Consider the following 22,863-nt stretch of genomic DNA (forward strand, 5'->3'; position numbering starts at 1 on the left):
TAAAACGAATATGTATCCAGCGGAATTAGTAGCTCCGATGAAAGCTCAGCTTACTGAAAACGGTTTCACAGAATTGACCACAGGAAGCGACGTAGAAAATCACTTGAAAGATCACAAGGGTACTTCCCTGTTGGTGATCAATTCGGTATGTGGATGTGCTGCAGGCACATGCAGACCTGGGGTTTTGTTATCCCTTCAAAAGTCCAGTAAGAAACCTGACAACTTAACCACAGTATTTGCAGGATTTGATATTGAAGCCACGCAGAAGGCAAGGGAGTATACCCTTCCGTTCCCTCCATCTTCTCCAGCTATTGCCCTTTTTAAAGATGGCGAACTTGCACACATGGTAGAGAGACATCACATTGAAGGACGATCTGCTGAGATGATTGCTGATCACCTAGAGCAGGTTTACGAAGAGTTTTGCTAGAAATAAGCTCATTACTATTTAAAAAAGCCTCTATCCGATTTGGATAGAGGCTTTTTTAATTACTAGTTTTTTCTTTTAGTTACTAGTCCCAAAATATGACTCAAATATGCTTTCAAGTTCAAGAATGAAATCATCATAATAGGTCGCAGCATCTACAGTACTCTCGTCTTTAAATTCTAATAAGACAATCACACCATCCATTCCATCATCTTCAAAAATAACATCAGCTATTTTTATATTATTAATAAGAATCTCCAGATCAAGGAACGAATTTATTTGAGCGACAGTAGGATCTGTAATTTGCAATATCTCAGCTATTCCTCCATTGGATTGAATTGCCATATCATTGCTATAGAGGGCAAACGTTGCTTTCAGTAAATCCTTTTCCGTCAAATTCTGAAAATCATCACTGGCTAATTCCACCTCTGCATGAATACCGGTAGCACATACATCATCGTCATCTGAAAAATCTAAATCAAGAACAAATTCTAAATTAGATGGCCTGTCTACTACTAAAGAAAGAGAATAAGGATTTACATATAACCCAAGATCGATTTCAACAGGAATCTGGAATCCGGCATTTGTGGCATATTCCACATGATTCAGGTCGACGGTAATCACATCCTGTCCATCAACGACCAACGATATATCCACAGAGGTAGGTAAATACATGATGCTCTCATTTATATCTACTTCTGTATCTGAGTAGTTGCTGATGGTCAAAGTGGCATTGTTAGAGTTTTTATCAGGACTGGTAGCAAAGTTTATTACAACCTTGGCTGTCTGGTCTTCTGCTCTTGTCCATGAAGTATCACTTGGATTGAACGTATATGTTCCTTCAAAAAGGTCAATATCAAAGCGACTTTCTTCCGTTTGAGGTGCTACTTCACCTAATCTAGATACCAGTGAATCAATCCATACTAGATTTACTGTATCACCATTGCTAATACCCATAAAATCAGTTAAGACTGTCTCAATAGCTAAACCATTTTCAAAGGTTAAAATACAGTCTAAAGTAGCATCAAGTGAAGCCTGGATATTATCCTTGTCCTGCTCAACAGTTGTTGGAACAGGATCGCACACGTCACCAATACCATCTTCATCGGCATCTGCCTGGTCAGGGTTTTCAGTTTCAGGACAATTATCTACATCATCAGGAATACCATCTCCGTCCTCATCATCCTCACAGACGTCCCCGATTCCATCATTATCTGAATCCTCTTGATCAGGATTGCTGACCAAAGGACAATTATCCTCTTCATCTACAATGCCGTCTTTATCTGTATCGATAGACGGTGGATCTTCATCCTTGGTACAAGAAATAAAGATCACCAGAGAGAGCATGGTAATGATTAAGAAAAGTGACTGCAAAATTGATCTAGCTGACTGGGTGACTGTGGCTTTCATAATCCTGAAAAATTTAGCGGTAGACATTCGGCACAATACGGCCGAATTAAAACATATAAAGATGTACAAAATTTATCAAAATATTGTACTAATATAAGATTTTTTTGTACTTATAGTGTCGTATCGATGTATGAAGTGACATGTATCAAAGTGGTCCTTCAACAACCTCCCCTTGTGTGGTGATAACCATTTGAACATCTCTGGTCTTATTATAGGCTGCAATATTGTCAAAGGGACCACAAATCACTCGATAGCCTCCATACTGAATATCCTTATAGGTTTTGAGTTTTAAACTTTTTTCAAGCTCGCGAGCGAATGAAATGGGAATAAAAATTTTTGTCTGCTCTCGATCCTTAAAAGCATCCTGAAGGATGATTTGGACAAGAAATTTGGTAATAACTTGCTGTGCGTTCATAGTGAGTAAAGTTGTGAGTATGATAGCTTTAATTCTTATTAGAAAGTTATTGGCTAGTTCCGCTATTTGAAATACCACATTTTGGGTATTTCGTTAGCAATTCGACGAATAGCTAATTTTAACACACTAGTAGATTCGAATCCTATGATTCCCCTCAGTTACTTATAAATTTATGAAACTAAACACCCGCTTATTTGAAATTTCAGCGGTGGCGTCCACAGCATTCGGGAAGTTCATCTTCTACGATTTACTGGATCAGCGCCTGATTTTCATCATATTGATGTTTGCTTTCTGGGGAATTTATGTCTTCAAGCGTATCAAAAACTCTCCTCAGATTCTAAAGCATTGGGGCTTCCGATTGGATAATTTCAGTTTGATTTTAAGGAGAGTTGTGCCCTTTGGAATACTTTCCGTATTAACCTGTATAATCATCGGATATACTCAAGGTACAATCAATATTCATTGGCATATACTTCCGATACTGGCATTGTATCCACTATTTGGAACATTACAGCAATTTCTCCTGATGGCATTGGTTGCTGGAAATCTACAAGATTCAGGGAAGCTCAATGAGCGCACCATAATTCTCATATCCTCTACCCTATTTGCCCTTCTTCACTATCCGTATTGGTGGCTGGTGATCGGCACATTTATCCTGGCCATATTTTATAGTTACATCTATTTAAAAAGCAGAAACCTATACGTCTTAGGGATATTTCATGGATGGCTCGGAGCTATTTTCTACTACACTGTTGTAGGCTTAGACCCATTTGATGAAGTATTTGGGGTATTGGGGCTATAGTATCTAATGTCTTATGAAATACAAATTGCGTGGAATCGCTCATAGATTGAAAAATAAAATAGCTCTGTGAAGTACCTTCATAAGGTTAAATATAGTTTCATGAGAAAGATTGTTTTGATATTCCTACTTGCAAGTATTCATTTTACTTCAATAGGTCAGATTCAGGATACTGCTACTATATTTTACAGATTCAATGAGTTTTTCCTTGAAGAAGTAGTCTTTGGCTTGGTGGATTATGAGAAGTTAAAACAGAACCCAAGTCAACTGAATAGCCTAGTTGATGAAATCTCCCACTATGATTTAAGAAATACATCTCAAGATCACCGGACAGCCTTCTATATTAACACCTATAACATTTTAGTTATCAAGCAAATCACTGACAAATATCCTGTGAAGAGTCCGATGGATATTGAAGGATTTTTTAATGTAAAAACCTTCAAAGTTGCTGGAGAGACTCTTACCCTAGATGCCATTGAGTTTATCAAACTTATCGAGCCAACCAAAGATCCACGAATCCATTTCGCACTGGGCTGTGGGGCCAGAAGCTGTCCTTTTCTGTATGACAATGCCTTTTATCCTGAGAAATTGCAAGAGCAATTGGAATTTCGTGCTCAACTAATTATCGATAGACCAAACTATGTTCACGTGGATGAGAAAGGACAAAAAGTGACTCTCAATAAAATCTTTGATTGGTATAAAGATCAATTCAATGCAAATGCGGGCTCACTTATAAAGTATGTAAACAAGTATAAGTTTTATAAGGTCCCGGAAAATTATCTGGTTGAGTTTCAAGAATATGATTGGTCTCTAAACGAACGCTAATAAGGGTAAATTGATTTGAAGTTTTTATACCTATAACCTAACGTGAAGAACCGAAAACAAATATTGATCATCATTGGTGGTATTGCGCTGGCACTATTGCTCATCTTATCGGGTGTTAAGTCTGAATCTTGGCAGTCGGAGGTCACTCCTGCCACACAAAAAAAGCCGAAGCAAAACGCCCCGGCTCTATTTGATAGTTTTCTTTAAATCTTATTTACCCAGTTTAAAAAGAGTGTATCCAATAGATAATTGGAAAGTCTTATTCTTTATATCCTCATTCGAAATACCATCATTGTTATCAGATAACCCTATTACATATCTCGCAGTGAATTGAAGTCCGAAAGGAGCATCCCATCCGGCACCTAGTGCAGCTGATAAGTCTGAGTTTTTAAGTCCATCCTTCAAATCTGTTCCATCCTCGTCTTCAGCATTTAGCAACATTCCAAATTGGGGACCGGCTTGAAAGTTAAGTCCGGCAGGAAGATAAAATTTTACCATCACAGGAATATTGACATAGTCCAAATTAACCTCTCCACCACCTGTAAAGCTTGAACCTTGCTTAGAAAATAAAACTTCAGGTTGAATTCCAATATTGGCTAGCTTAAATAGTCCATACGCCCCACCATGAAGCGATGTAATAGACTCTGAGCCTGAGATATTTGTATTGGCAAAGTTTGCGCCTGCTTTGATGCCGATACCTGCAGATACTTGACTAAAAGCTACGGCTGAGATAAATACAAGAGATAACGTAAGTAAAGTCTTTTTCATAATGTTGTTTCGTTTTTGTATTAGTAAAGTACTGAGTGCTATACACCCAAAAGAAAGGACACAAAAAAAGGGTGATCAACACCCCTTTTGTTGATTTTATTGATGAATTAAAGTGCTACTCCGATAAATGACTTGAAGGCCAGTCCCATCAAACCTGTGATAAGCATGGTTATACCTAAACCTTTCAATCCATTCGGCACGTGAGAGTATTTCAATCTTTCTCTAATGGCTGCCAAAGCAATGATAGCAAGGAAGAATCCTGTTCCAGATCCAAATCCGAATGCTGTGGCCTCTACAATCGTATAATCACGCTGAACCATAAATAGAGACGATCCTAGAATAGAGCAGTTTACCGCTATCAACGGAAGGAAAATCCCCAGAGATCCGTACAGAGAAGGTGAGAATTTCTCAATGATCATCTCAACCAATTGCACCATTGCTGCGATTACTGCAATAAAGATGATAAACTGAAGGAAAGTAAGGTCAATACTTGCAAAATCAGCACCTAACCAGGACAGGGCTCCTTCCTTAAGTACGTTTTCCTGAATCAACCAGTTGATTGGCACAGTAATCGTCAATACGAAGATTACTGCCATTCCTAATCCAAAGGCTGTTTTTACTTTCTTTGAAACGGCCAAAAACGAACACATTCCAAGAAAGTAAGCAAAGATCATGTTGTCAATGAAAATTGCTTTAATCGCTATGTTAATTGCTTCCATAATTCTAATCTTCTTTGCTTAGTGCTCTACGTAACCGTTTTTAGTTCTTTGTATCCAAATGATAACTCCAAGGATGATGAATGCTCCAATGGAATCGACCATTAATCCGTTCGTTTGTAGTGATGTTCCTAATAGACCTCCAATTGATCCATAAACATCAAATTCCAGTGGAGTCCCTACGAACACAGTTCCTCCTCCAAGTAGCTCCCTGAAAAATGCCACCACAAGGATGATCCATGCGTACCCGAAACCACTTCCAAAACCATCAAGGATAGAATCGTAAGGTTTGTTAGCCATTGCAAATGCCTCCAATCGTCCCATTACGATACAGTTGGTAATAATTAGCCCAACGTATGCTCCCAGGATTTTATACATGTCATAGCTATAAGCCTTGAGGACCTCACTAACAAGTGTTACTAAGGTTGCGATGATGGCCAGCTGAACGATGATTCGAATTCGATTAGGAATGATCTTACGCATAACCGAGGTGATCAAATTCGAGAATACGATCACAAAAATTACCGCAATAGACATGATCATGGTCGGCTTGAACTGAACAGTCACTGCCAACGCAGAACAAATACCCAGAACCTGAACGGTAATCGGGTTGTCTTCATTGAGGGGATCCGAAACAATGCGCTTTCTCCTTTTGGAAAACAATGGCTCTGCAGGCTCCTTTGATTTTAATGCTACAGCTGATTCTTCTGACACTTCTGCAATTTCAGTACTCATATTTTAGCTGTTTTGAGATTTAGTTTTTTCAATAAATGCCGAATAGCATTCTAAATATTTTTCCAGCATCGAATTAACGCCTTTAGCTGTCATGGTCGCTCCAGACATGCCGTCTACCTGATGTTCATTCAATCCTGTATTTCCTTCGCCCTTCACCATGGTAATGCTTACCAACTCACCCTGGTCATTGTATATTTCTTTCCCTATATATCTATTTTGCACAGTAGCTTCCGTGATTCTAGCACCAAGCCCAGGTGTTTCACTCTTATGGTCAAAAGCTATTCCTTTAACCGTGTTCAAGTCCTGACCAAAGGCTACATAACTTGATATCCAATCCCAAAGGCCCGAACCAAAAGTTGGGAAAATGTAGGCATCCACACCTGATCCACTTTCGCTGAACATAAACACAGGATACATACGCTCCTGAGGATCAAGTTTTGAGTTTTTCTGAATGTTTACCTTTTCCGCGACAACTGGATTGCCTTTCTCATCAGTGGTAACTTCATTACCATTAATGTCCACCACGATTGACTTTACCTTTTCACCGTAGATACGAAGGATTTCATTCGGATCTTCGATAGCTGAGATATCCATCACTGCACCTAAAATCTTCTTCTTCGTGTCTAGCTCTACCTGCTTGTCTTGCAGTGGCTTTAACCCTACTGAGGTAAGGGATAGCGCACCTCCAAATACCACCGTTAAACCGATAGCAAATAGGATTACATATAAATTAGACTGTCGCACGTTTTAATCTTCTTTTTTTGTTTGCTTCTACTACGTAAAAATCAATAAGTGGCGCAAATACATTCATGAATAAGATGGCCAACATGATGCCTTCAGGATAGGCAGGATTAATTACACGAATTAATACAGTAATCACTCCTATCAAAAATCCGTAAATCCATTTTCCCACTTCCGTGTGAGCAGCACTCACAGGATCTGTAGCCATGAACACTGCACCGAAAGCCAAACCTCCAATCACCAAGTGATAATGAGCAGGCATCTCCATAAAGCTATTACCACCGGTAAGGTTGAATAACCATCCCATAGCCAAGGTACCCAAAACTACACTTAGCATGATTTTCCAGCTTCCTACTCCAGTTACAATAAGCACCAATGCACCGATCAGACACATAAGTGTTGATGTTTCTCCAATACTGCCGGGGATGATTCCAATGAACATGTTCCAGAAATCGAACATTCCTGCGTACCAATGACCAGCCACAGCTTGCATCATGTCAGTGCCATTTGCTGCCGCCTCTGCTCCGTAAGCTAGAATAGTAGCCCCTGAAAATCCATCAACTGGAGTCTTGTCACCAAAATAAGTCCACACATCGCCAGATATCTGCGAAGGGTAAGCAAAATACAAGAACACCCGAGCCGTCAGGGCGACATTCAGGATGTTCATTCCTGTACCTCCGAATACCTCTTTTCCAATGACTACTGCAAAAACGGTAGCCATTGCTACTTGCCACAGCGGAATGGTGGCTGGCATTATTAATGGAATAAGCATTCCTGTTACAAGAAAACCTTCTTCAACCGGGCGCTGATAAATCACACAAAATGTGAATTCGGTTAATAACCCAACGCCGTATGAAACAGCTATAATAGGAACTACTTTCAATATTCCTATCCAAAATTTATCAAGTAAGGTTGCTTCAACGCCCGTTGCGATGAAGTGCTGATGACCCACATTCCACATGCCGAAGATCAGACATGGAATCATGGCGATGATCACTGTCATCATCAGACGCTTAAGGTCAGTAGCATCCTTTATTTGTGTTCCTTTTTTACCTGTAATGATATCAGGTGAAAAGAAGATCGTTCTGTGCCCTTCGTAGATTGGATAGAACTTTTCGTACTTCCCACCCTTTTCAAAAAGAGGCTTTAACTGATCGAATTTTTTCTGCAAAAATTTCATTCCTGCTTATCCTTCTTTAATTAATTGAATTCCTTCTCTAAGTATCTCCTGAAGTGGATTTTTGGACACATCGATAAATTCACAAAGTGCCACATCTTCCTCAATCACTTCATATATTCCAAGCGCCTCCATATCATCATAATCTTCCGCCATTATAGCTTTAAATAGGTATGTTGGCAGAATGTCCATTGGCATCACATCCTCGAAAGCTCCTGTAACCACAAAGTTTCTCTCTTCTCCATGAGTATTGGTATCCACTTTGAATTCTTTGCTCTTTCCGTTGAGGAAAGTAAGCATACCAAATGCTCTGTGGAAGCTTAGCTTATTGGTTGTAGGGAGAATCCAACCCATGAACTCTTCGTATTTTCCTTCAGGGATTATGGTGACTTGATTATGGTAATATCCAAGGTAACCATCAGCTCCTACACCCTCACCTGTAAGTACATTACCAGATATGAATCTATTATCGGTTCCTTCAACATGATCAGAAAGCTTGTTTAAGCAAGCTCCTGCATACATTTTGGCATATCCACGCTCCTTCATTTGAGAGCCAGTGAGTGCCACTAGCCTTGAGGTATCGAAGATACCCTCCAAAAAGAGTTTTCCGATTTGCGCCACTGCTACCGGATTTACTGTCCAAACTACATCTCCCTTTCCGATTGGGTCAAGGTGGTGAATTTGAACGCCCACATTACCTGCAGGGTGAGGTCCGGAGATTGTATTTAGCTGTACATTTTTTACCTGAGAAAACAACTGAGAAACTTCAGCTTTTCCATCAACATTTAGATGAATAGTTCCAGCTGTAAATTTTTTAAGTATATCAATCCCGGCCTGGAAGTTTTGTTCCTGTCCCTGAAGAACATAGGCATAATCAGGAGCTAGCGGGCTACTGTCAAATGCAGAGATAAATATTGATTTAGGGGTATCATCAGGATTGGCAACAACGCCGTAAGGTCGCTGGATAATATGTGTCCACCCTCCTGATTTTTTTAATTGAGCCAGTGCATCTTCTTTCGATATCCCACTGATCTCGGATGCTGAGTAGTTTTTGAATTTTTCGAATTCAATTTCCTTATCAGCTAAAATTTTAACCTCAAGAACTTTTCGTTTCTCACCTCTCTTGATTTCTACTACCTCCCCACTTACTGGAGATGTGTAAAGAATGTCTTCTACATTCCTTTCAAAGAATAAGGGTGAGCCTGCCTTCACATTGTCCCCTTCCTTCACTACCATTTTAGGTCTACTAAGACCACTAAAATCCGTAGGCTTTAGGGCAAACGTTTCTGGCTGGGTTAGCTCAATTGTTTTATTTTCTGCCTTTCCGGCAAGGTTTATGTCAAAACCTTTTTTCAGCTTAATTGTCTGAGACATATTTCTTACTTGGGAGAACGTCCTAAAAAACGAGGCAAACTTAATCAATCTCGGTTTTAACGCCCGTCAATTTTTCAATAAAAAACCGCATTTCCTTGGGTTAATTAATTGAAACAAGATTTAAAGTTGATGGTTTGGGCTAGGCCAGTGAAGGCTCATTATTTTTTAGAAAATCTGCAACCTGCTCCATCAGCCAGGTTGGTGTGGAAGTAGCTCCACAAATACCAATTGAGTCATCGGGTTCAATCCAACTGAGATCGATCTCTTTCTCGCTTTCCACAAAGTAACTCCGTGGATTATTGGTAAGACATACGTTGTAAAGTGCTTTGCCATTGGAGCTTTTCCGGCCAGCCACAAAAATGATTACATCATGCTTCTGCGAAAACTTTTCCATGTGTGGTTCACGATTGGACACTTGACGACAGATGCTGTCATTAGCATTGAAATCGTCCGCCAGAGATAAAAGCCCAGCATCTTCTATTCGCTTTTCAATCTCTTCTTTTATAGCATAGAATCCTTTCGTGCTTTTTGTAGTCTGTGAATAGAGAGTAATTGGGCGTGAGAAATCGATCTTCTCAAGATCTTCGTTACTGGTTATAACAATAGCTTCATTTGAAGTTTGCCCTGTGAGACCGATCACTTCAGCGTGACCTGGCTTTCCATATATAACCAATTGGCCATTCTTCGACTTGGAAAGGTCGTATGCATTTTTGACTCTATTCTGAAGTTTCAAAACCACAGGACAAGAAGCATCCACCAGTTCTATATTGTTTTCAATCGCAATCTGGTAGGTCTCCGGTGGCTCTCCATGCGCACGGATTAGAACTTTACAATCCTTCAGCTCCTTGAGTTCTTCCCTACTTATAGTTCTAAGGCCTTTATTGTAAAGCCGCTCAACCTCCATGGAATTATGAACAATATCACCCAGACAATAAAGCTGTTGCCCTTCCGCCATCTCGTCTTCCGCCATTTGAATGGCAAACTCAACACCAAAACAATACCCTGAATTTTCGTCTATTTCAACCTTCATAAATTATTGATTCTGCGAGTTCAACAATTTTATCTATCTGTTGATTCAAAGTTAGATGAGAAGTGTCAATTTCAACTGCATCTTCCGCTTTCTTCAAAGGACTAAATTTTCTAGAACTGTCGATCTTATCTCGCTCTTTCAAATTCTCCTTAATCTGATCGACAGTTTCGTCAATCCCTTTCCGGTCCAGCTCCTTTTTTCTTCTCAGCGCTCTTACATCCATATCTGCAGTCATGAAGAGCTTCAACTCCGCTTCCGGGAAAACGATTGTTCCTATATCTCTTCCATCCATCACCACCCCTTTTCCTTTTCCCATTTCACGTTGCTGCTCCACTAACTTTTCTCTGACTTTTTCAATGGTGCTGACAGGACTAACCTGTTTATTTACTTCCATTGTTCTTAACTCATCTCCCAGTGTTTGTCCGTTCAGGAGAAGTGTTTTCCCTTGAAATTCTATCGTGCAATTTTTCAAGCTTTCAAGAACAGCCTGATCATTGGTATAGTCAAGGTTATTCTCTATGAAATACCAGGTTACAGCCCGATACATCGCACCACTATCGATATAATTATAACCAAGTCTCTCAGCAACTTGTTTTGCAGTTGAACTTTTTCCTGTTCCGGAATAACCGTCGATGGCTATAACAATCTTCTTCATCAACAGTCTTTTATCGGGCATGGGATTGGCTTCCCTTTCTTTATTTTTTTCTTGTTTTTCTGATGGGATGACGAAGGGCCTTTTCTGCAGCCCTCCGCTCCAATCAAGATGGCTCCAAGGAAAAGCATCAATATGAGCTTACTTAACCTCATGAAATACCAGCCACTTCCATTTCACGATCTACTTTTTTTACAAGTCCTTGTAAAACTTTACCCGGCCCACACTCGGTGAAGCTCGTTGCTCCATCTGCAATCATGTTTTGAACGCATTGAGTCCAGCGAACCGGCGAGGTAAGTTGTAGAACCAGATTACTTTTTATAGCGTTCACATCAGAGTATCCTTTGGCGTCCACGTTTTGGTAAACCGGACATTTAGGATTTTTGAAGTTTGTATTTTCAATAGCTTCAGCTAATTCCTCACGAGCCGGCTCCATCAATGGTGAGTGAAACGCTCCACCAACCGGAAGCACCAATGCTCTCTTAGCCCCTGCTTCTTTCAGCTTCTCACATGCAGCATTTACAGCAGCCACTTCACCGCTTATTACAAGCTGTCCTGGACAATTATAATTAGCTGCTACAACTACGCCTGAGGTCTCGGCGCATACCTGCTCCACCACCTCATCGTCCAAACCTAATACTGCTGCCATGGTGGATTCTTGCTTTTCACATGCTTTTTGCATCGCCAATGCTCGCTTAGAAACTAATGATAGACCGTCTTCAAAACTTAGCGTACCATTAGCCACAAGTGCAGAAAATTCTCCGAGTGAGTGACCTGCTACCATCTCTGGGTTGAAATTTTCCGACGTGAGAGCAGCCACAACACTATGGATGAAAATGGCTGGCTGAGTCACCTTGGTTTGTTTTAGTTCTTCATCAGAACCTGAAAACATGATACTTTTTATATCAAAACCAAGAATATCGTTGGACTGATCGATCAGTTCTTTGGCTGCAGAATGGTTATCATAAAGTTCTTTGCCCATTCCTGAAAATTGGGCTCCCTGACCAGGGAAAACGTATGCTTTGCTCATAGGATAATGTTTGTTCGCTACAAAAGTAGCCAATCCGATTAATCGAGAAACCTGTTTTTCAATTCAGGTGAGGGGATCATGCAATAATCCTTTTTCCCAAACCATTTATACCTATTCTTAGCAACGATTGAATACACCCAATCCCGTAGGGGCTTAGGGATAACTATAAAAATGTAGAAAATAGGCCACAGTCCATTTAATGACTTAGCTATGGTTAAAACGGCACTACTTTTTGTATATAGTGAGTTGGAATCCTTTAGGATAATGCTTTGCAGGTTTTCTGAATCAGATAAATCCAACGGTAGGTTTTCATTAGCAAAACCAGATTGGAGAGAGGCAAATAAAAACTTCTTTTTCTTATCTCTCTGCAGTATGAACTGCACTGATGAGTTGCACAAATTGCAAACACCATCAAAAAAAATGATCGGTTTATCTATCGAATGATCTGTACCCACCCATTTATAACTTCTACAGATTCTTCCGGGTTCAGTTTTAAAAACTTCACTTCAGCAGAGTAATAATAGACACCTGCTGGTAACTCCTTTCCTCCTCTCGTGGTACCGTCCCAGTTGATCAGAATGGATTTTTCGGGTTCTTTCGAATCATATTCAAAAACCTCGGCACCAGCTCTATTAAATACTTTAAAAACTACAGACTCCACGAATCGATTGCAATCATTAACTCCCTTCATAGGTCGGAAGACATCATTCTTCCCGTCATTATTCGGAGTAATGACATTTGGCAAGACATATCTTGGGCAATTGTCATTACAAACGACTTCCGAAATTGGGCTTTCGTTTCCTGACCTGTCCACAGCTGTAATTATATAGCAGCCTGCGAGAGAGGTGAGATTGTTATGCGTAAATCGTGTTTGTGTAGTTTGAGACAACAATTCGAATGAGTCTTCATCTCCGCTCCTCGAAAAATAAATTCGAAAGAACTGAATGTCATCATCGCACGAAATGTCACCATCCATTTCCCATGAAAAGTCATTGGTAAACTGATTATCAACCCCGCATGGAATGGATTCCAGCTGCTGCTCACATGATAGTGCAGAATTGAATGTGATCGAAATGGGCGCACAAGGAGGGATTGTATCATTTGGCTGAGCACAGATAATCTGCGAATTGTTGATCAGAGGCTCAGGAAGCAAATCATTATCATAGCTGCCTTGAGTAGTGATGTAATAGCAGTATTCCACCTCCTCATCCAGGTCCACTCCATTGAACCGTCCATCATCAAGGTATGACAAGCCATCCATGGTAACATCTACAGAATCGATAAGTTGGATAGCTGACAAATCTCCATTAACAACGTTATCACGATATATATAATGATAAGGATAACCCTGAACATTGTTGGACCATGGCACATTGGCTGCCCAATTCAGCTGAATTCCTCCAACAAGTGGTGTTGGTGCTAACCAAACTGATGATGCTTGCTGTGATGTATCGACTGCTAAACTTGTATTATCGTAAAGGACAATTTTATAAGAGTAAGAATTATCTAACGTATTGAGGTCTGTGTCCAGGAAAGTAGTATCTGAGGAAGGTGCCTTTACAGAAGTAAAGGTTCCTCCAAACTCTTGTCCCACCTTTCTTAATACCTCGTACTCATATGGGGCAGATAAAGGATCTCGCTGCAAAGGTCCTGTCCAACTTACCCTTATCTCGCCATTGGTTTCACTCGTCTCCCTTACATCCACATGAGTAATTACCGGAACATCAATAAGTAAACTATCACAAGCCTCCTCTGAAGCAATGCTTAATCCACCTGCGGGAGAAGGGAATGTGGCTACAAGACGATAGCAGTATTTAGAGCCCGGCGAAAGTCCCAAATTGTTATTGTCATCCAAAAAGGAAGTCTCCCCGATATCTAAAGTTTCAATTAATTCATAACCTGAATTCTCAGGAATGCCTGGATTGCATGTTGGGTCAATTTCAAACTCTCCTACCCTGCGCCATACCTGCATAGAATCGGCATTTGTACACACATAAGGATCCCAGTTTAGCTGAATTTGTCTTCCAGATTGTGTATCGGCAATTAATCCTTCTGGTGCAGGGCCGACAACTGTTATTCGCCAGGTTTCAAAGTTCACCTGACCTGGAGGATTAGGAACTTCCGGAATTGTTGGGTCATCGGTAGCTTTAAACTGAACTTCATACGGGGCTATTCTCACCTGACCACAGGCGGTTTCCCACTCAAATGTCAGTACAGATGGTGGTCCTTGAAACTCTCCCGGGTCCGGATCAACTGTGGCGGAAGGGTTAACCTCAAATGGTCCTCCAAAAGCTTCGATTTTTACAGGATCTCCATCAGGATCTGTTCCGGTTATTATCCCGGTTATCGTACTACCAGCCACAACACAGGTATCTTCTGGTATTTCAAGTTCAGGAGGATCATTTTCATAATTCCAAATAATGATTTGCATATCTCGAGTCACAAACCCAAGTCGTATCAACTCACCATTAACCCGCCTCCACTCTTCAACAACGAAAGCTACATTGAACTCTCTATTTTCCATATCAGGAATCGTGGCTCCTCCGGGAGCATCCCAGGTAATTGTTCCTGTAACTGGATCGATAGTTAAGGTAGGCTCACCGTCTCTGGTACTATTCCCTTCACTAAACTTTGTATAAAATGTCGGATTTATAAGTGATTGATAGCCATTCACATCCAATCCTTCATCTTGCTTTGGAATGGTGAAATAATAAGAAAGACTATCTCCATCCGGATCAAAAGCTCCGGGGTTATGCTCAAAAATTGCTCCTACAACCCCTTGATCAATAGGTGGTACTGTGAAAAATGGTGTGCTGTTTACGATCAAAGCATCGATCACCACCAAGGTCTCTACATAAAATGATGTACTAACTGAACCTGAAATATTCTGAATATTGGCATTACGAAAGTCCTCTTTATAGCTAACCAAGTAATTCGAACCACCAGCATAAGTATGAGTAATGGTAAACTGCCACTTTTCAACACCATTTCCTAAATCTACTATAGCTCCCCATGGAATGGTCTCACCCGGATCATCCCCATAAAAATCACCATCCCCAAAGTCAAAGACTCCCTGTCCAAAAGGCACCCCCTCTACATCTCTGTATCCTATAAAAGTAAATTGATAGGTTAATCCTGAAATACGTTTTGCTATCACCTCTCCAGCTCGAATGTGTGTAGCCTTAGAAACAAGGGCAGCCAAGGTGAAGATGGTGAGTATTAAAAACCTTAAGTATCGCATAGCAGCTTTTTGAACTAGTGTAAATCTATAACGCTTTTAAAACACTATGAGTAAATATCGAACAAGAATTGTGCTATAAAAGTTATTATATAAACAATGTGGGAAGTTTTACTACCTACCTTCGATACAATATTATTTAGAACCATTCAAAATGAAATTTGGAATTGTCTGACAAGCTTTCTGAAATTACCTTTGGCGAAAATCCAATAACCTTAAATAAATGAGCAAGCAACTTTTTTCAGGCAGCATAGGCAGAAAATTTGCCATGGCGCTTTCTGCGCTCTTCCTGATCATATTTCTATTGCAGCATTTCACAATCAATTTCACATCTGTGTTTAGTGAAAGTACATTCAATGAGCTCTCCCATTTCATGGGTACAAATCCACTCATTCAGTTTGTAATGCAGCCGATCCTTATGTTCGGTGTGGCTTTTCACTTTATCATGGGGTTTGTATTGGAAATCAAAAACCGAAATGCACGAGCCGTAAAATATGCCAAGAATAATGGAGCAGCTAACTCATCATGGATGTCAAGAAACATGATTTGGAGTGGGCTTTTCATTCTATTCTTTCTAGGATTTCACTTCAATGATTTCTGGATTCCTGAGATGAATTATAAGTACATCGAAATGAAACCGGAAGATCCAAATCGATACTATGATGAAGTTGTTCATATGTTCCAAAATCCGGCAAGAGTGATCATATACTGTCTTTCATTTGTGTTTTTAGCCTTGCACCTATTACACGGATTTCAGTCTGCTTTCCAATCAATGGGTGCAAGACACAACAAGTACACGCCGGCAATTCAAAAAATTGGTCGTGCATATGCGATACTGATTCCAGTAGGATTCATGTTCATCGCTGTTTTTCATTATGTCAATTCCCTTTAAGAAATAAATAGGTATGTCAACATTAGATTCTAAAATACCTGAAGGTCCATTAGCTGAAAAGTGGACAAACCATAAAAACAACATCAGACTTGTTAACCCGGCCAATAAGCGATCCATAGATATTATCGTTGTGGGTACCGGACTAGCTGGTGGATCCGCTGCAGCTACACTAGCTGAGCTTGGGTATAATGTGAAAGCATTTTGCTATCAGGACTCACCTCGTAGAGCCCACTCCATTGCAGCCCAGGGGGGTATCAATGCAGCCAAAAATTATCAGGGTGATGGTGACTCTACTTATCGCCTTTTCTACGATACAGTAAAAGGTGGTGACTACCGATCCAGAGAAGCAAATGTTTACAGACTTGCTGAAGTATCTGCTAACATTATTGATCAGTGCGTAGCACAAGGAGTGCCATTCGCAAGAGATTACGGTGGGCTCCTTGACAATCGTTCATTTGGTGGCGTACAAGTTTCCAGAACTTTTTATGCGAAAGGTCAGACTGGGCAGCAGCTACTTTTGGGTGCATACTCTGCCATGTCACGCCAGATTGGTAAAGGTAAGATCACCATGTATAACCGTCATGAAATGATGGATCTCGTGATGGTGGATGGAAAAGCAAGAGGGATCATTGCACGAAACCTGGTGACAGGAGAGCTGGAAAGACACTCCGCTCACGCCGTTGTGATAGGATCGGGCGGATACGGAAATGTTTTCTTCCTGTCCACCAATGCAATGGGCTCGAATGTGTCTGCAGCCTGGAAGATTCACAAGAAGGGTGCATACTTCGCCAACCCATGTTACACTCAGATTCACCCAACATGTATCCCTCAGCATGGAGATCAGCAATCAAAGCTGACATTAATGTCTGAATCCTTAAGAAATGATGGACGTATCTGGGTGCCGAAGAAAAAAGAAGATGCCGAGGCAATACGAGCAGGGAAGCTAAAGCCTACTGATCTGGCAGAAGAAGATCGTGATTACTATCTGGAAAGAAGGTACCCTTCTTTTGGGAACTTAGTGCCGAGAGACGTGGCATCCAGAGCTGCTAAAGAACGATGTGATGCTGGGTTTGGTGTAGGAACCAATGAAACCGGTGAGGCTGTATATCTGGACTTCAGTTCCGCAATCATGCGTTATGGAAAAGAAGAAGCAAATGTGAAAGGACTTCACAACGCTACTGACGATGAAATAAAAGCATTGGGAACGAAAGTAGTGGAAGCCAAGTATGGCAATCTTTTCCAGATGTATGAGAAGATCACAGCAGACAATCCATACGAAACTCCAATGAAAATCTACCCTGCAGTGCACTACACCATGGGTGGGGTTTGGGTTGATTACAATTTAATGACGACCATTCCTGGATGTTATGCTATTGGTGAAGCTAACTTCTCAGATCATGGTGCTAACCGACTTGGAGCATCTGCACTGATGCAAGGCCTTGCAGATGGATATTTTGTGCTTCCATATACCATTGGAGATTACCTGGCAGATGACATTCGAACAGGTGCAATACCAACTGATTCGAAAGAATTTGAAGAAGCAGAGAAGAGTGTTCAAGAGCAGGTGGATTTCTTCATCAACAACAAAGGCAAACATTCAGTAGACTACTTCCACAAGCGACTTGGTAAAGTAATGTGGAATAAAGTAGGAATGGCCAGAAATGAAAAGGGCTTAAAAGAAGCGATCGAAGAGATCAAAGAAATACGTGAGCAATTCTGGAAAGAAGTGAGTGTGCCGGGCAATGCCAATGGTATCAATCAGGAACTGGAAAAAGCAGGCAGAGTCGCCGATTTTCTAGAGCTTGGTGAACTTTTTGCCAGAGATGCACTGGAAAGAAAAGAATCTTGCGGTGGTCATTTCCGAGAGGAATATAAGACTGAAGAGGGTGAAGCTATGCGTGATGACAAAAACTTCACTTATGTGGCAGCCTGGGAATATACAGGTGAGCCATCGAAGGCCAAGCTTCACAAGGAAGAATTGAAATACGAAAACATAGAACTGAAAACACGTTCTTACAAATAAGATATTATGTCAGCAACAGAAGGATTGAATCTAACACTGAAAGTCTGGAGACAGAAAAGTGACAAAGAAAAAGGCAACATGGAGACCTATCAGGTTTCCGGAATCTCGCCGGATAGCTCTTTTCTGGAAATGATGGACATATTAAATGAGCAACTTATCGCTGAGGACAAGGAACCTGTGGCTTTCGACCATGACTGCCGAGAGGGTATTTGCGGTAGCTGTTCGATGTTTATAAACGGAGAAGCCCATGGTCCTGGTGAGCAAATCACTACCTGTCAGCTTCACATGCGTGAGTTTAAGGATGGAGAGACCATCTACATCGAGCCGTGGAGAGCTAAAGCATTCCCTGTGATTAAAGATTTGGTTGTAGACAGAAGCGCATTTGACAGAATCATGGCTTCAGGAGGGTTCGTAAGTGTAAATACCTCAGGAAATACTCAGGATGCTAACGCTATTCCAATCGATAAGCATGATGCAGACAAAGCCTTTGATGCCGCTACCTGTATAGGGTGTGGGGCTTGTGTGGCTACTTGCAAAAACGCCTCTGCCATGCTATTTGTATCGGCCAAAGTGTCTCAATTGGCACTCCTACCTCAGGGGAAAGTGGAAGCGAAAGAACGTGTACAGAATATGGTGAAACAAATGGATGAAGAAGGATTTGGTAATTGTACCAATACCGGAGCTTGCGAAGTGGAATGTCCGAAGGGAATTTCACTGGATAATATCGCAAGAATGAATAGAGAATACCTGAAGAGTAGCATCAGTTAAAACCTATTATAACTCATTTTAAAGCCGGTCAGACCGGCTTTTTTTATGCCTTTTAAAATTTTAACGTTTTTTTAACACCCTTCATCCCACCCCAAATCCATTGGTGTAACCATCATTGTACAATGTCGGCAATGTCTCTAGCTTAATATGACTCAAAAACTCATACTATCATGATAAGGACATTCATATTAGTGGCTTTACGAAGCTTCAAAAAAAACAAACTATCCACCTCTATCAACGCTCTTGGGCTGATATTGGGGTTTTCCACGTTCATTGTACTTTCCCTATTTGTGTACAATGAAATCTCGTATGATCGATGGCATGAAAAATCATCACGGATTTATCGATTCACAACCATTGATGAAGCACTTGGCGTAACCAGTAATCAGGTGGCGATTACTAACCCCAGGATGCCGGAGGCAGCAGAAGTAGAAATTCCTGAAATCGAGATTGCTTCGCGAATGCTCTATGCCGGCGAACAGCGCATGGAGCGGGACGATCAGGGCTATTATTCGGAACATGCCATCTATGTTGAAAATGATTTCTTCGAAATCTTTGATCTACCTGTTCGAAATCGCGAAGAAGCACTTGAAAAATTCAATCAGCCTCATAAATTGATTTTGACAGATGCCTTTGCTGAAAAGGTATTTGGTACAGATCAGCAATCCGTTGGACAGATATTGACGATCAATGATCAATCATGGGAAGTAGTAGGATTGATGGACAACATTACTCAAAACTCTCACTTAGGTTTTGATGCGCTTATGTCTCTCTACCCCGCCCAATCGGATTCTTCGCTAGCTCAGTACATCAACTCCTGGGGTGGCCTGGGGATGTTAGGCTATGCAGTACTGGCAGAAGGTGCAGACGAGCTAGAAGTGGAAACGAAAATGGCCGACATTGCCCTGGCAAATGACGTGAATGATTTCTGGATTCCACAACTCCAGCCATTAGAAGAAATACACCTGGGTTCTGCAGGAATCCTTTTCGATTATTACCATCAAAATAAAGGAGATAAGGTCTATGTCTATTCTTTGTCTGGTGTGGCGATTTTTATCCTACTTATAGCGGCTTTCAATTTTGTGAATCTGACTACCGCTCAGTCTACCACGCGTGCCAAAGAGGTTGGAATTAGAAAAGTAGTGGGTAGTTCCAAAGCATTGCTGATCAGTCAGCACATGATCGAATCCATTCTGATGGCGACAATCGCCATGCTGCTGTCTCTTGCTGTAGTCTTTATCATAACCACCTACACTGATCTTAGTCTCAATTTTGACTTTCTGGCGCTTGTAAGTGGCAGTCCAATTATTATAGCATTTTACATCACTCTGGCCATTATAGTGGGGATTCTTGCTGGCGTGTATCCTTCATTCATCCTTTCCAGTATCAAATCTGTCAATATTCTGAGAGGACGATTTCAAACCAGCTCAAAAGGAATATGGCTGAGAAAGACATTGGTAGTACTTCAGTTTGTGGCCGCCATAGGGATGATTTGCACTACATTGATTGTTTCCAAACAGATTGATTACATCAAAAACAAGCACCTGGGTTTTGACAAAGAGCAGGTTATAAATATCAACATTGGAGATCCTGGATTATCAAACGGAATAGAAAGCTACAAGCAGCGACTGGATGGCAATGCTAATATTGTGGGAACAGCTTATTCCAACAACATGCCAGGGAGCACTTTTGGTCGAGCTGGCGTGAATGTAGAAGGTGGCAACCAGGACGAACCGTGGATTGTGAGTGTAATGTCTATGGATGAAAACTATCTGGAGTCTATGGGTATGGAACTTGCCGCTGGTAGAAATTATGATCCCAGCTTCGGAGCAGATCAGCAGGAGTCGATCATTATCAATGAGGCAATGATGGAATCCCTTGGATGGGATGAGGCTGTGGGGAAAAATTTAGTTTTTGGAAATAACAATCCTACCACCCGAAAAGTGATTGGCGTGATCAAAGATTTTCATTTTTCCAGTATGCGACACAAGATCGAGCCCCTGATGATTTTCTACAATCCCGGACCAAACAATACGCTTGTAGTAAAAGTAAGCCCAGGCGATATGCGTGGAACATTAGACTTTTTGGAAACGGAATGGAATGCTGTATTCCCAAATTATCCTTTCGATTTTCAATTTTTCGATCAGGAATTTGATCAAATATTCGCATCAGATGAGCTGTTTGCAAGACTGGTCAATGCCTTTACCGGGCTGTCCATTATCATTTCAGCACTCGGTCTTTTTGGATTATCCTTCTTTATGGTGGAGCAACGCAAAAAAGAGATAGGTGTGCGAAAGGTGCTTGGTTCTACCATTCGTCAGATAGTGCAATTGCTAATGAGGGAGTTTGTATTCCTGATTATTCTTGCAAATATCATTGCCTGGCCTATTGCGTTTTACTTTTTGAAAAACTGGATCAGCGATTTCCAGTACCGAATTGATCTATTGGGCATTGACAATCTTCTGATTTACGTGCTTGCAGGTGTTGGAGCCCTCATTGTGGCGATGGTAGCTGTTAGCTACAAATCCATCAATGCAGCGCTTTCCAATCCCGTCAATTCATTAAGAGACGAGTAAAGCACAGCACTTTTCACAAACCAGGCCCACATCTCTGTGGGCTTTTTTATGCAAAAAGGATTTATAGCCGTATTATCAAACGTTTAAAAACGTTAATAATACGGTTATTTGGGATCAAAGCAGGAAACCAGATAGATAAAAAGCCTTATTTAAATTAAAACGAGGGCACATCCGCTATATTTGAAAGGTAGATAAACGCCATATAGCGTTTACGTTAATGTTACCTACTATCTCACCCATGCGCATATTTCAACTGCTGGTTCTAACTTTTTTACTTTCAAACTGTCAACCCGACGAAGACCGACTTATAGGTCATTGGGAATCTACTCCAAGAGATGATGGTTCCTATCTAACTCTTGACGTTACTGATTCAACTACTCAAGTAAACAAATACGATCTTTTTAGTTATCATCAAGTTTTCAATCGGATTTATAACCATAAGAATCAGGAAATCTTAGTGATTGACTATGAAGATTACGTTGACTTCAAGATCATTAACGACACACTTTTTATCAACGAGAATTTGAAGTTCTTTAGAAGAGAAGAAAGGAATATTTTAAGAGATCACTTTCCTAACTCTCTAGTTCGTCTGAACCTTACCAGTCCAACGACTAACCCCAAGGTAGAACTACCTCGTCCAAGTCAGCAGGCTCATCTATTCATTGGACCCCCATATCAACATAGTAAATCCTATTACTACAATGCAGATTCTACTTGTTTTCAAACTGTGGATTTTATTGCCACTAGCTTAATTGACTTAGAATACTTTGTGAGACAGGAAGATGACAAGTTATCTGAAGTTGAAAATAACTGGCTAATTATTCATGCTGACAGTACAACTTCTCAGGCAACTCTTGACACCTTGTTAAGCATCATCGAACCCCTTGACATTGTTAACGGCTTCATAATTTCACGTTACAACTACGAGTTGGACGAACTTGTATACGAAGAAATGACAGTAGGTAACAATCACTAGCAGGCATATGCCGGAGTGCTTTCTACTCAGATCATGCAACTCGACCGCTACACTGCCCATTCTGCTACTTTCATTTCCCCTCCCTCCTTTTCGTCTTTCTGGATTGAGACTTTCACAACGTAGTGCTTCATAGATACTGTTGCTGAGGTTGGGCAGTTTCGCTAGTTTAGTGCTCTTTACAACTAGTGGGCATACTCTCGCTAGTTAGACGTTATCTCCCCTCAAACTTCTAAGCTAACACCCTAGCACCAGCGCTCGTTTTTCCAAATCAATGGCTTTTTCTTGCTACTTGAG

At 40.8% G+C, this 22,863-nt stretch carries 20 protein-coding genes and 2 pseudogenes; 8 read left to right on the top strand and 14 right to left on the bottom strand.

Annotated features, from left to right (window positions below; translation table 11 throughout):
• Positions 1-10: 10 nt before the first annotated feature.
• Positions 11-427, top strand: a complete 417-nt coding sequence (locus ACEQZT_RS11700) for a BrxA/BrxB family bacilliredoxin (RefSeq protein ID WP_370089625.1) — start codon at positions 11-13, stop codon at positions 425-427.
• A gap of 75 nt (positions 428-502) precedes the next feature.
• Here ACEQZT_RS11700 and ACEQZT_RS11705 read toward each other — a convergent pair.
• The 3 genes and pseudogenes from ACEQZT_RS11705 to ACEQZT_RS11715 form a co-directional block, all read right to left on the bottom strand.
• Positions 503-1,606, bottom strand: a pseudogene (locus ACEQZT_RS11705) (thrombospondin type 3 repeat-containing protein); the annotation flags it as partial.
• A gap of 72 nt (positions 1,607-1,678) precedes the next feature.
• Positions 1,679-1,861 (bottom strand): annotated as a pseudogene (locus ACEQZT_RS11710) (hypothetical protein); the annotation flags it as partial.
• 118 nt (positions 1,862-1,979) lie between these two features.
• Entirely contained in the window at positions 1,980-2,249 is a 270-nt protein-coding gene (locus ACEQZT_RS11715; protein WP_370089626.1) for a hypothetical protein, read from the bottom strand.
• A gap of 172 nt (positions 2,250-2,421) precedes the next feature.
• On the opposite strand from ACEQZT_RS11715, the gene ACEQZT_RS11720 reads away from it, so the two are divergent.
• Both ACEQZT_RS11720 and ACEQZT_RS11725 read left to right on the top strand, forming a co-directional pair.
• Entirely contained in the window at positions 2,422-3,051 is a 630-nt protein-coding gene (locus ACEQZT_RS11720) for a lysostaphin resistance A-like protein (RefSeq protein ID WP_370089627.1), read from the top strand.
• A 99-nt stretch (positions 3,052-3,150) separates the two neighbouring features.
• Complete coding sequence (locus tag ACEQZT_RS11725; RefSeq protein ID WP_370089628.1) at positions 3,151-3,873, top strand: DUF547 domain-containing protein; 723 nt, start codon at positions 3,151-3,153, stop codon at positions 3,871-3,873.
• Between the two features lie 210 nt (positions 3,874-4,083).
• Here ACEQZT_RS11725 and ACEQZT_RS11730 read toward each other — a convergent pair whose 3' ends face one another.
• From ACEQZT_RS11730 to ACEQZT_RS11780, 11 genes are all read right to left on the bottom strand, one after another.
• Positions 4,084-4,641 (bottom strand): porin family protein, encoded by a 558-nt coding sequence (locus tag ACEQZT_RS11730; protein WP_370089629.1) that lies wholly within the window; start codon positions 4,639-4,641, stop codon positions 4,084-4,086.
• Between the two features lie 107 nt (positions 4,642-4,748).
• Positions 4,749-5,360: an NADH:ubiquinone reductase (Na(+)-transporting) subunit E gene (gene nqrE / locus ACEQZT_RS11735; RefSeq protein WP_370089630.1), complete on the bottom strand. Its 612-nt coding sequence runs from the start codon at positions 5,358-5,360 to the stop codon at positions 4,749-4,751.
• An 18-nt stretch (positions 5,361-5,378) separates the two neighbouring features.
• Complete coding sequence (locus ACEQZT_RS11740; RefSeq protein WP_370089631.1) at positions 5,379-6,092, bottom strand: NADH:ubiquinone reductase (Na(+)-transporting) subunit D; 714 nt, start codon at positions 6,090-6,092, stop codon at positions 5,379-5,381.
• Positions 6,093-6,095: 3 nt separating this feature from the next.
• Entirely contained in the window at positions 6,096-6,836 is a 741-nt protein-coding gene (gene nqrC / locus ACEQZT_RS11745) for an NADH:ubiquinone reductase (Na(+)-transporting) subunit C (protein ID WP_370089632.1), read from the bottom strand.
• Positions 6,823-8,013, bottom strand: coding sequence for an NADH:ubiquinone reductase (Na(+)-transporting) subunit B (locus ACEQZT_RS11750; RefSeq protein ID WP_370089633.1), 1,191 nt, complete (start codon positions 8,011-8,013; stop codon positions 6,823-6,825). The genes nqrC and ACEQZT_RS11750 overlap by 14 nt, the downstream gene beginning before the upstream one ends.
• A gap of 6 nt (positions 8,014-8,019) precedes the next feature.
• Positions 8,020-9,384 carry a Na(+)-translocating NADH-quinone reductase subunit A gene (locus ACEQZT_RS11755; RefSeq protein ID WP_370089634.1) on the bottom strand — a complete coding sequence of 455 codons (1,365 nt, stop codon included), beginning with the start codon at positions 9,382-9,384 and terminating at the stop codon, positions 8,020-8,022.
• A gap of 139 nt (positions 9,385-9,523) precedes the next feature.
• Complete coding sequence (locus tag ACEQZT_RS11760; RefSeq protein ID WP_370089635.1) at positions 9,524-10,414, bottom strand: 4-hydroxy-3-methylbut-2-enyl diphosphate reductase; 891 nt, start codon at positions 10,412-10,414, stop codon at positions 9,524-9,526.
• Positions 10,404-11,069 (bottom strand): (d)CMP kinase, encoded by a 666-nt coding sequence (gene cmk / locus ACEQZT_RS11765; protein WP_370089636.1) that lies wholly within the window; start codon positions 11,067-11,069, stop codon positions 10,404-10,406. Before cmk ends, ACEQZT_RS11760 begins: the two co-directional genes overlap by 11 nt.
• A 148-nt stretch (positions 11,070-11,217) precedes the next feature.
• Complete coding sequence (fabD, locus tag ACEQZT_RS11770) at positions 11,218-12,096, bottom strand: ACP S-malonyltransferase (protein WP_370089637.1); 879 nt, start codon at positions 12,094-12,096, stop codon at positions 11,218-11,220.
• A 38-nt stretch (positions 12,097-12,134) separates the two neighbouring features.
• Positions 12,135-12,479 carry a thiol-disulfide oxidoreductase DCC family protein gene (locus ACEQZT_RS11775; protein WP_370089638.1) on the bottom strand — a complete coding sequence of 115 codons (345 nt, stop codon included), beginning with the start codon at positions 12,477-12,479 and terminating at the stop codon, positions 12,135-12,137.
• Positions 12,480-12,529: 50 nt separating this feature from the next.
• Positions 12,530-15,337: a gliding motility-associated C-terminal domain-containing protein gene (locus ACEQZT_RS11780; protein WP_370089639.1), complete on the bottom strand. Its 2,808-nt coding sequence runs from the start codon at positions 15,335-15,337 to the stop codon at positions 12,530-12,532.
• Positions 15,338-15,557: 220 nt separating this feature from the next.
• On the opposite strand from ACEQZT_RS11780, the gene ACEQZT_RS11785 reads away from it, so the two are divergent.
• From ACEQZT_RS11785 to ACEQZT_RS11805, 5 genes are all read left to right on the top strand, one after another.
• Complete coding sequence (locus tag ACEQZT_RS11785) at positions 15,558-16,226, top strand: succinate dehydrogenase cytochrome b subunit (protein WP_370089640.1); 669 nt, start codon at positions 15,558-15,560, stop codon at positions 16,224-16,226.
• 13 nt (positions 16,227-16,239) lie between these two features.
• Positions 16,240-18,249 (top strand): fumarate reductase/succinate dehydrogenase flavoprotein subunit, encoded by a 2,010-nt coding sequence (locus ACEQZT_RS11790; protein WP_370089641.1) that lies wholly within the window; start codon positions 16,240-16,242, stop codon positions 18,247-18,249.
• A gap of 24 nt (positions 18,250-18,273) precedes the next feature.
• Positions 18,274-19,017, top strand: a complete 744-nt coding sequence (locus ACEQZT_RS11795) for a succinate dehydrogenase/fumarate reductase iron-sulfur subunit (RefSeq protein WP_370089814.1) — start codon at positions 18,274-18,276, stop codon at positions 19,015-19,017.
• 170 nt (positions 19,018-19,187) lie between these two features.
• Entirely contained in the window at positions 19,188-21,593 is a 2,406-nt protein-coding gene (locus ACEQZT_RS11800) for an ABC transporter permease (protein WP_370089642.1), read from the top strand.
• 238 nt (positions 21,594-21,831) lie between these two features.
• Entirely contained in the window at positions 21,832-22,569 is a 738-nt protein-coding gene (locus ACEQZT_RS11805; protein WP_370089643.1) for a hypothetical protein, read from the top strand.
• Positions 22,570-22,863 lie beyond the last annotated feature (294 nt).

This window comes from Ekhidna sp., assembly GCF_964218185.1.
In the GTDB taxonomy this organism is placed as follows: domain Bacteria; phylum Bacteroidota; class Bacteroidia; order Cytophagales; family Cyclobacteriaceae; genus Ekhidna.

Excerpts from the sequence above, each read along its gene's own strand:
- ACEQZT_RS11700 (WP_370089625.1), top strand. The coding sequence starts at position 11 with ATGTATCCAGCGGAATTAGTAGCTCCGATGAAAGCTCAGCTTACTGAA.
- ACEQZT_RS11715 (WP_370089626.1), bottom strand. The coding sequence starts at position 2,249 with ATGAACGCACAGCAAGTTATTACCAAATTTCTTGTCCAAATCATCCTT.
- ACEQZT_RS11720 (WP_370089627.1), top strand. The coding sequence starts at position 2,422 with ATGAAACTAAACACCCGCTTATTTGAAATTTCAGCGGTGGCGTCCACA.
- ACEQZT_RS11725 (WP_370089628.1), top strand. The coding sequence starts at position 3,151 with ATGAGAAAGATTGTTTTGATATTCCTACTTGCAAGTATTCATTTTACT.
- ACEQZT_RS11730 (WP_370089629.1), bottom strand. The coding sequence starts at position 4,641 with ATGAAAAAGACTTTACTTACGTTATCTCTTGTATTTATCTCAGCCGTA.
- nqrE (WP_370089630.1), bottom strand. The coding sequence starts at position 5,360 with ATGGAAGCAATTAACATAGCGATTAAAGCAATTTTCATTGACAACATG.
- ACEQZT_RS11740 (WP_370089631.1), bottom strand. The coding sequence starts at position 6,092 with ATGAGTACTGAAATTGCAGAAGTGTCAGAAGAATCAGCTGTAGCATTA.
- ACEQZT_RS11750 (WP_370089633.1), bottom strand. The coding sequence starts at position 8,013 with ATGAAATTTTTGCAGAAAAAATTCGATCAGTTAAAGCCTCTTTTTGAA.
- ACEQZT_RS11755 (WP_370089634.1), bottom strand. The coding sequence starts at position 9,384 with ATGTCTCAGACAATTAAGCTGAAAAAAGGTTTTGACATAAACCTTGCC.
- ACEQZT_RS11760 (WP_370089635.1), bottom strand. The coding sequence starts at position 10,414 with ATGAAGGTTGAAATAGACGAAAATTCAGGGTATTGTTTTGGTGTTGAG.
- cmk (WP_370089636.1), bottom strand. The coding sequence starts at position 11,069 with ATGAAGAAGATTGTTATAGCCATCGACGGTTATTCCGGAACAGGAAAA.
- fabD (WP_370089637.1), bottom strand. The coding sequence starts at position 12,096 with ATGAGCAAAGCATACGTTTTCCCTGGTCAGGGAGCCCAATTTTCAGGA.
- ACEQZT_RS11780 (WP_370089639.1), bottom strand. The coding sequence starts at position 15,337 with ATGCGATACTTAAGGTTTTTAATACTCACCATCTTCACCTTGGCTGCC.
- ACEQZT_RS11785 (WP_370089640.1), top strand. The coding sequence starts at position 15,558 with ATGAGCAAGCAACTTTTTTCAGGCAGCATAGGCAGAAAATTTGCCATG.
- ACEQZT_RS11790 (WP_370089641.1), top strand. The coding sequence starts at position 16,240 with ATGTCAACATTAGATTCTAAAATACCTGAAGGTCCATTAGCTGAAAAG.
- ACEQZT_RS11800 (WP_370089642.1), top strand. The coding sequence starts at position 19,188 with ATGATAAGGACATTCATATTAGTGGCTTTACGAAGCTTCAAAAAAAAC.
- ACEQZT_RS11805 (WP_370089643.1), top strand. The coding sequence starts at position 21,832 with ATGCGCATATTTCAACTGCTGGTTCTAACTTTTTTACTTTCAAACTGT.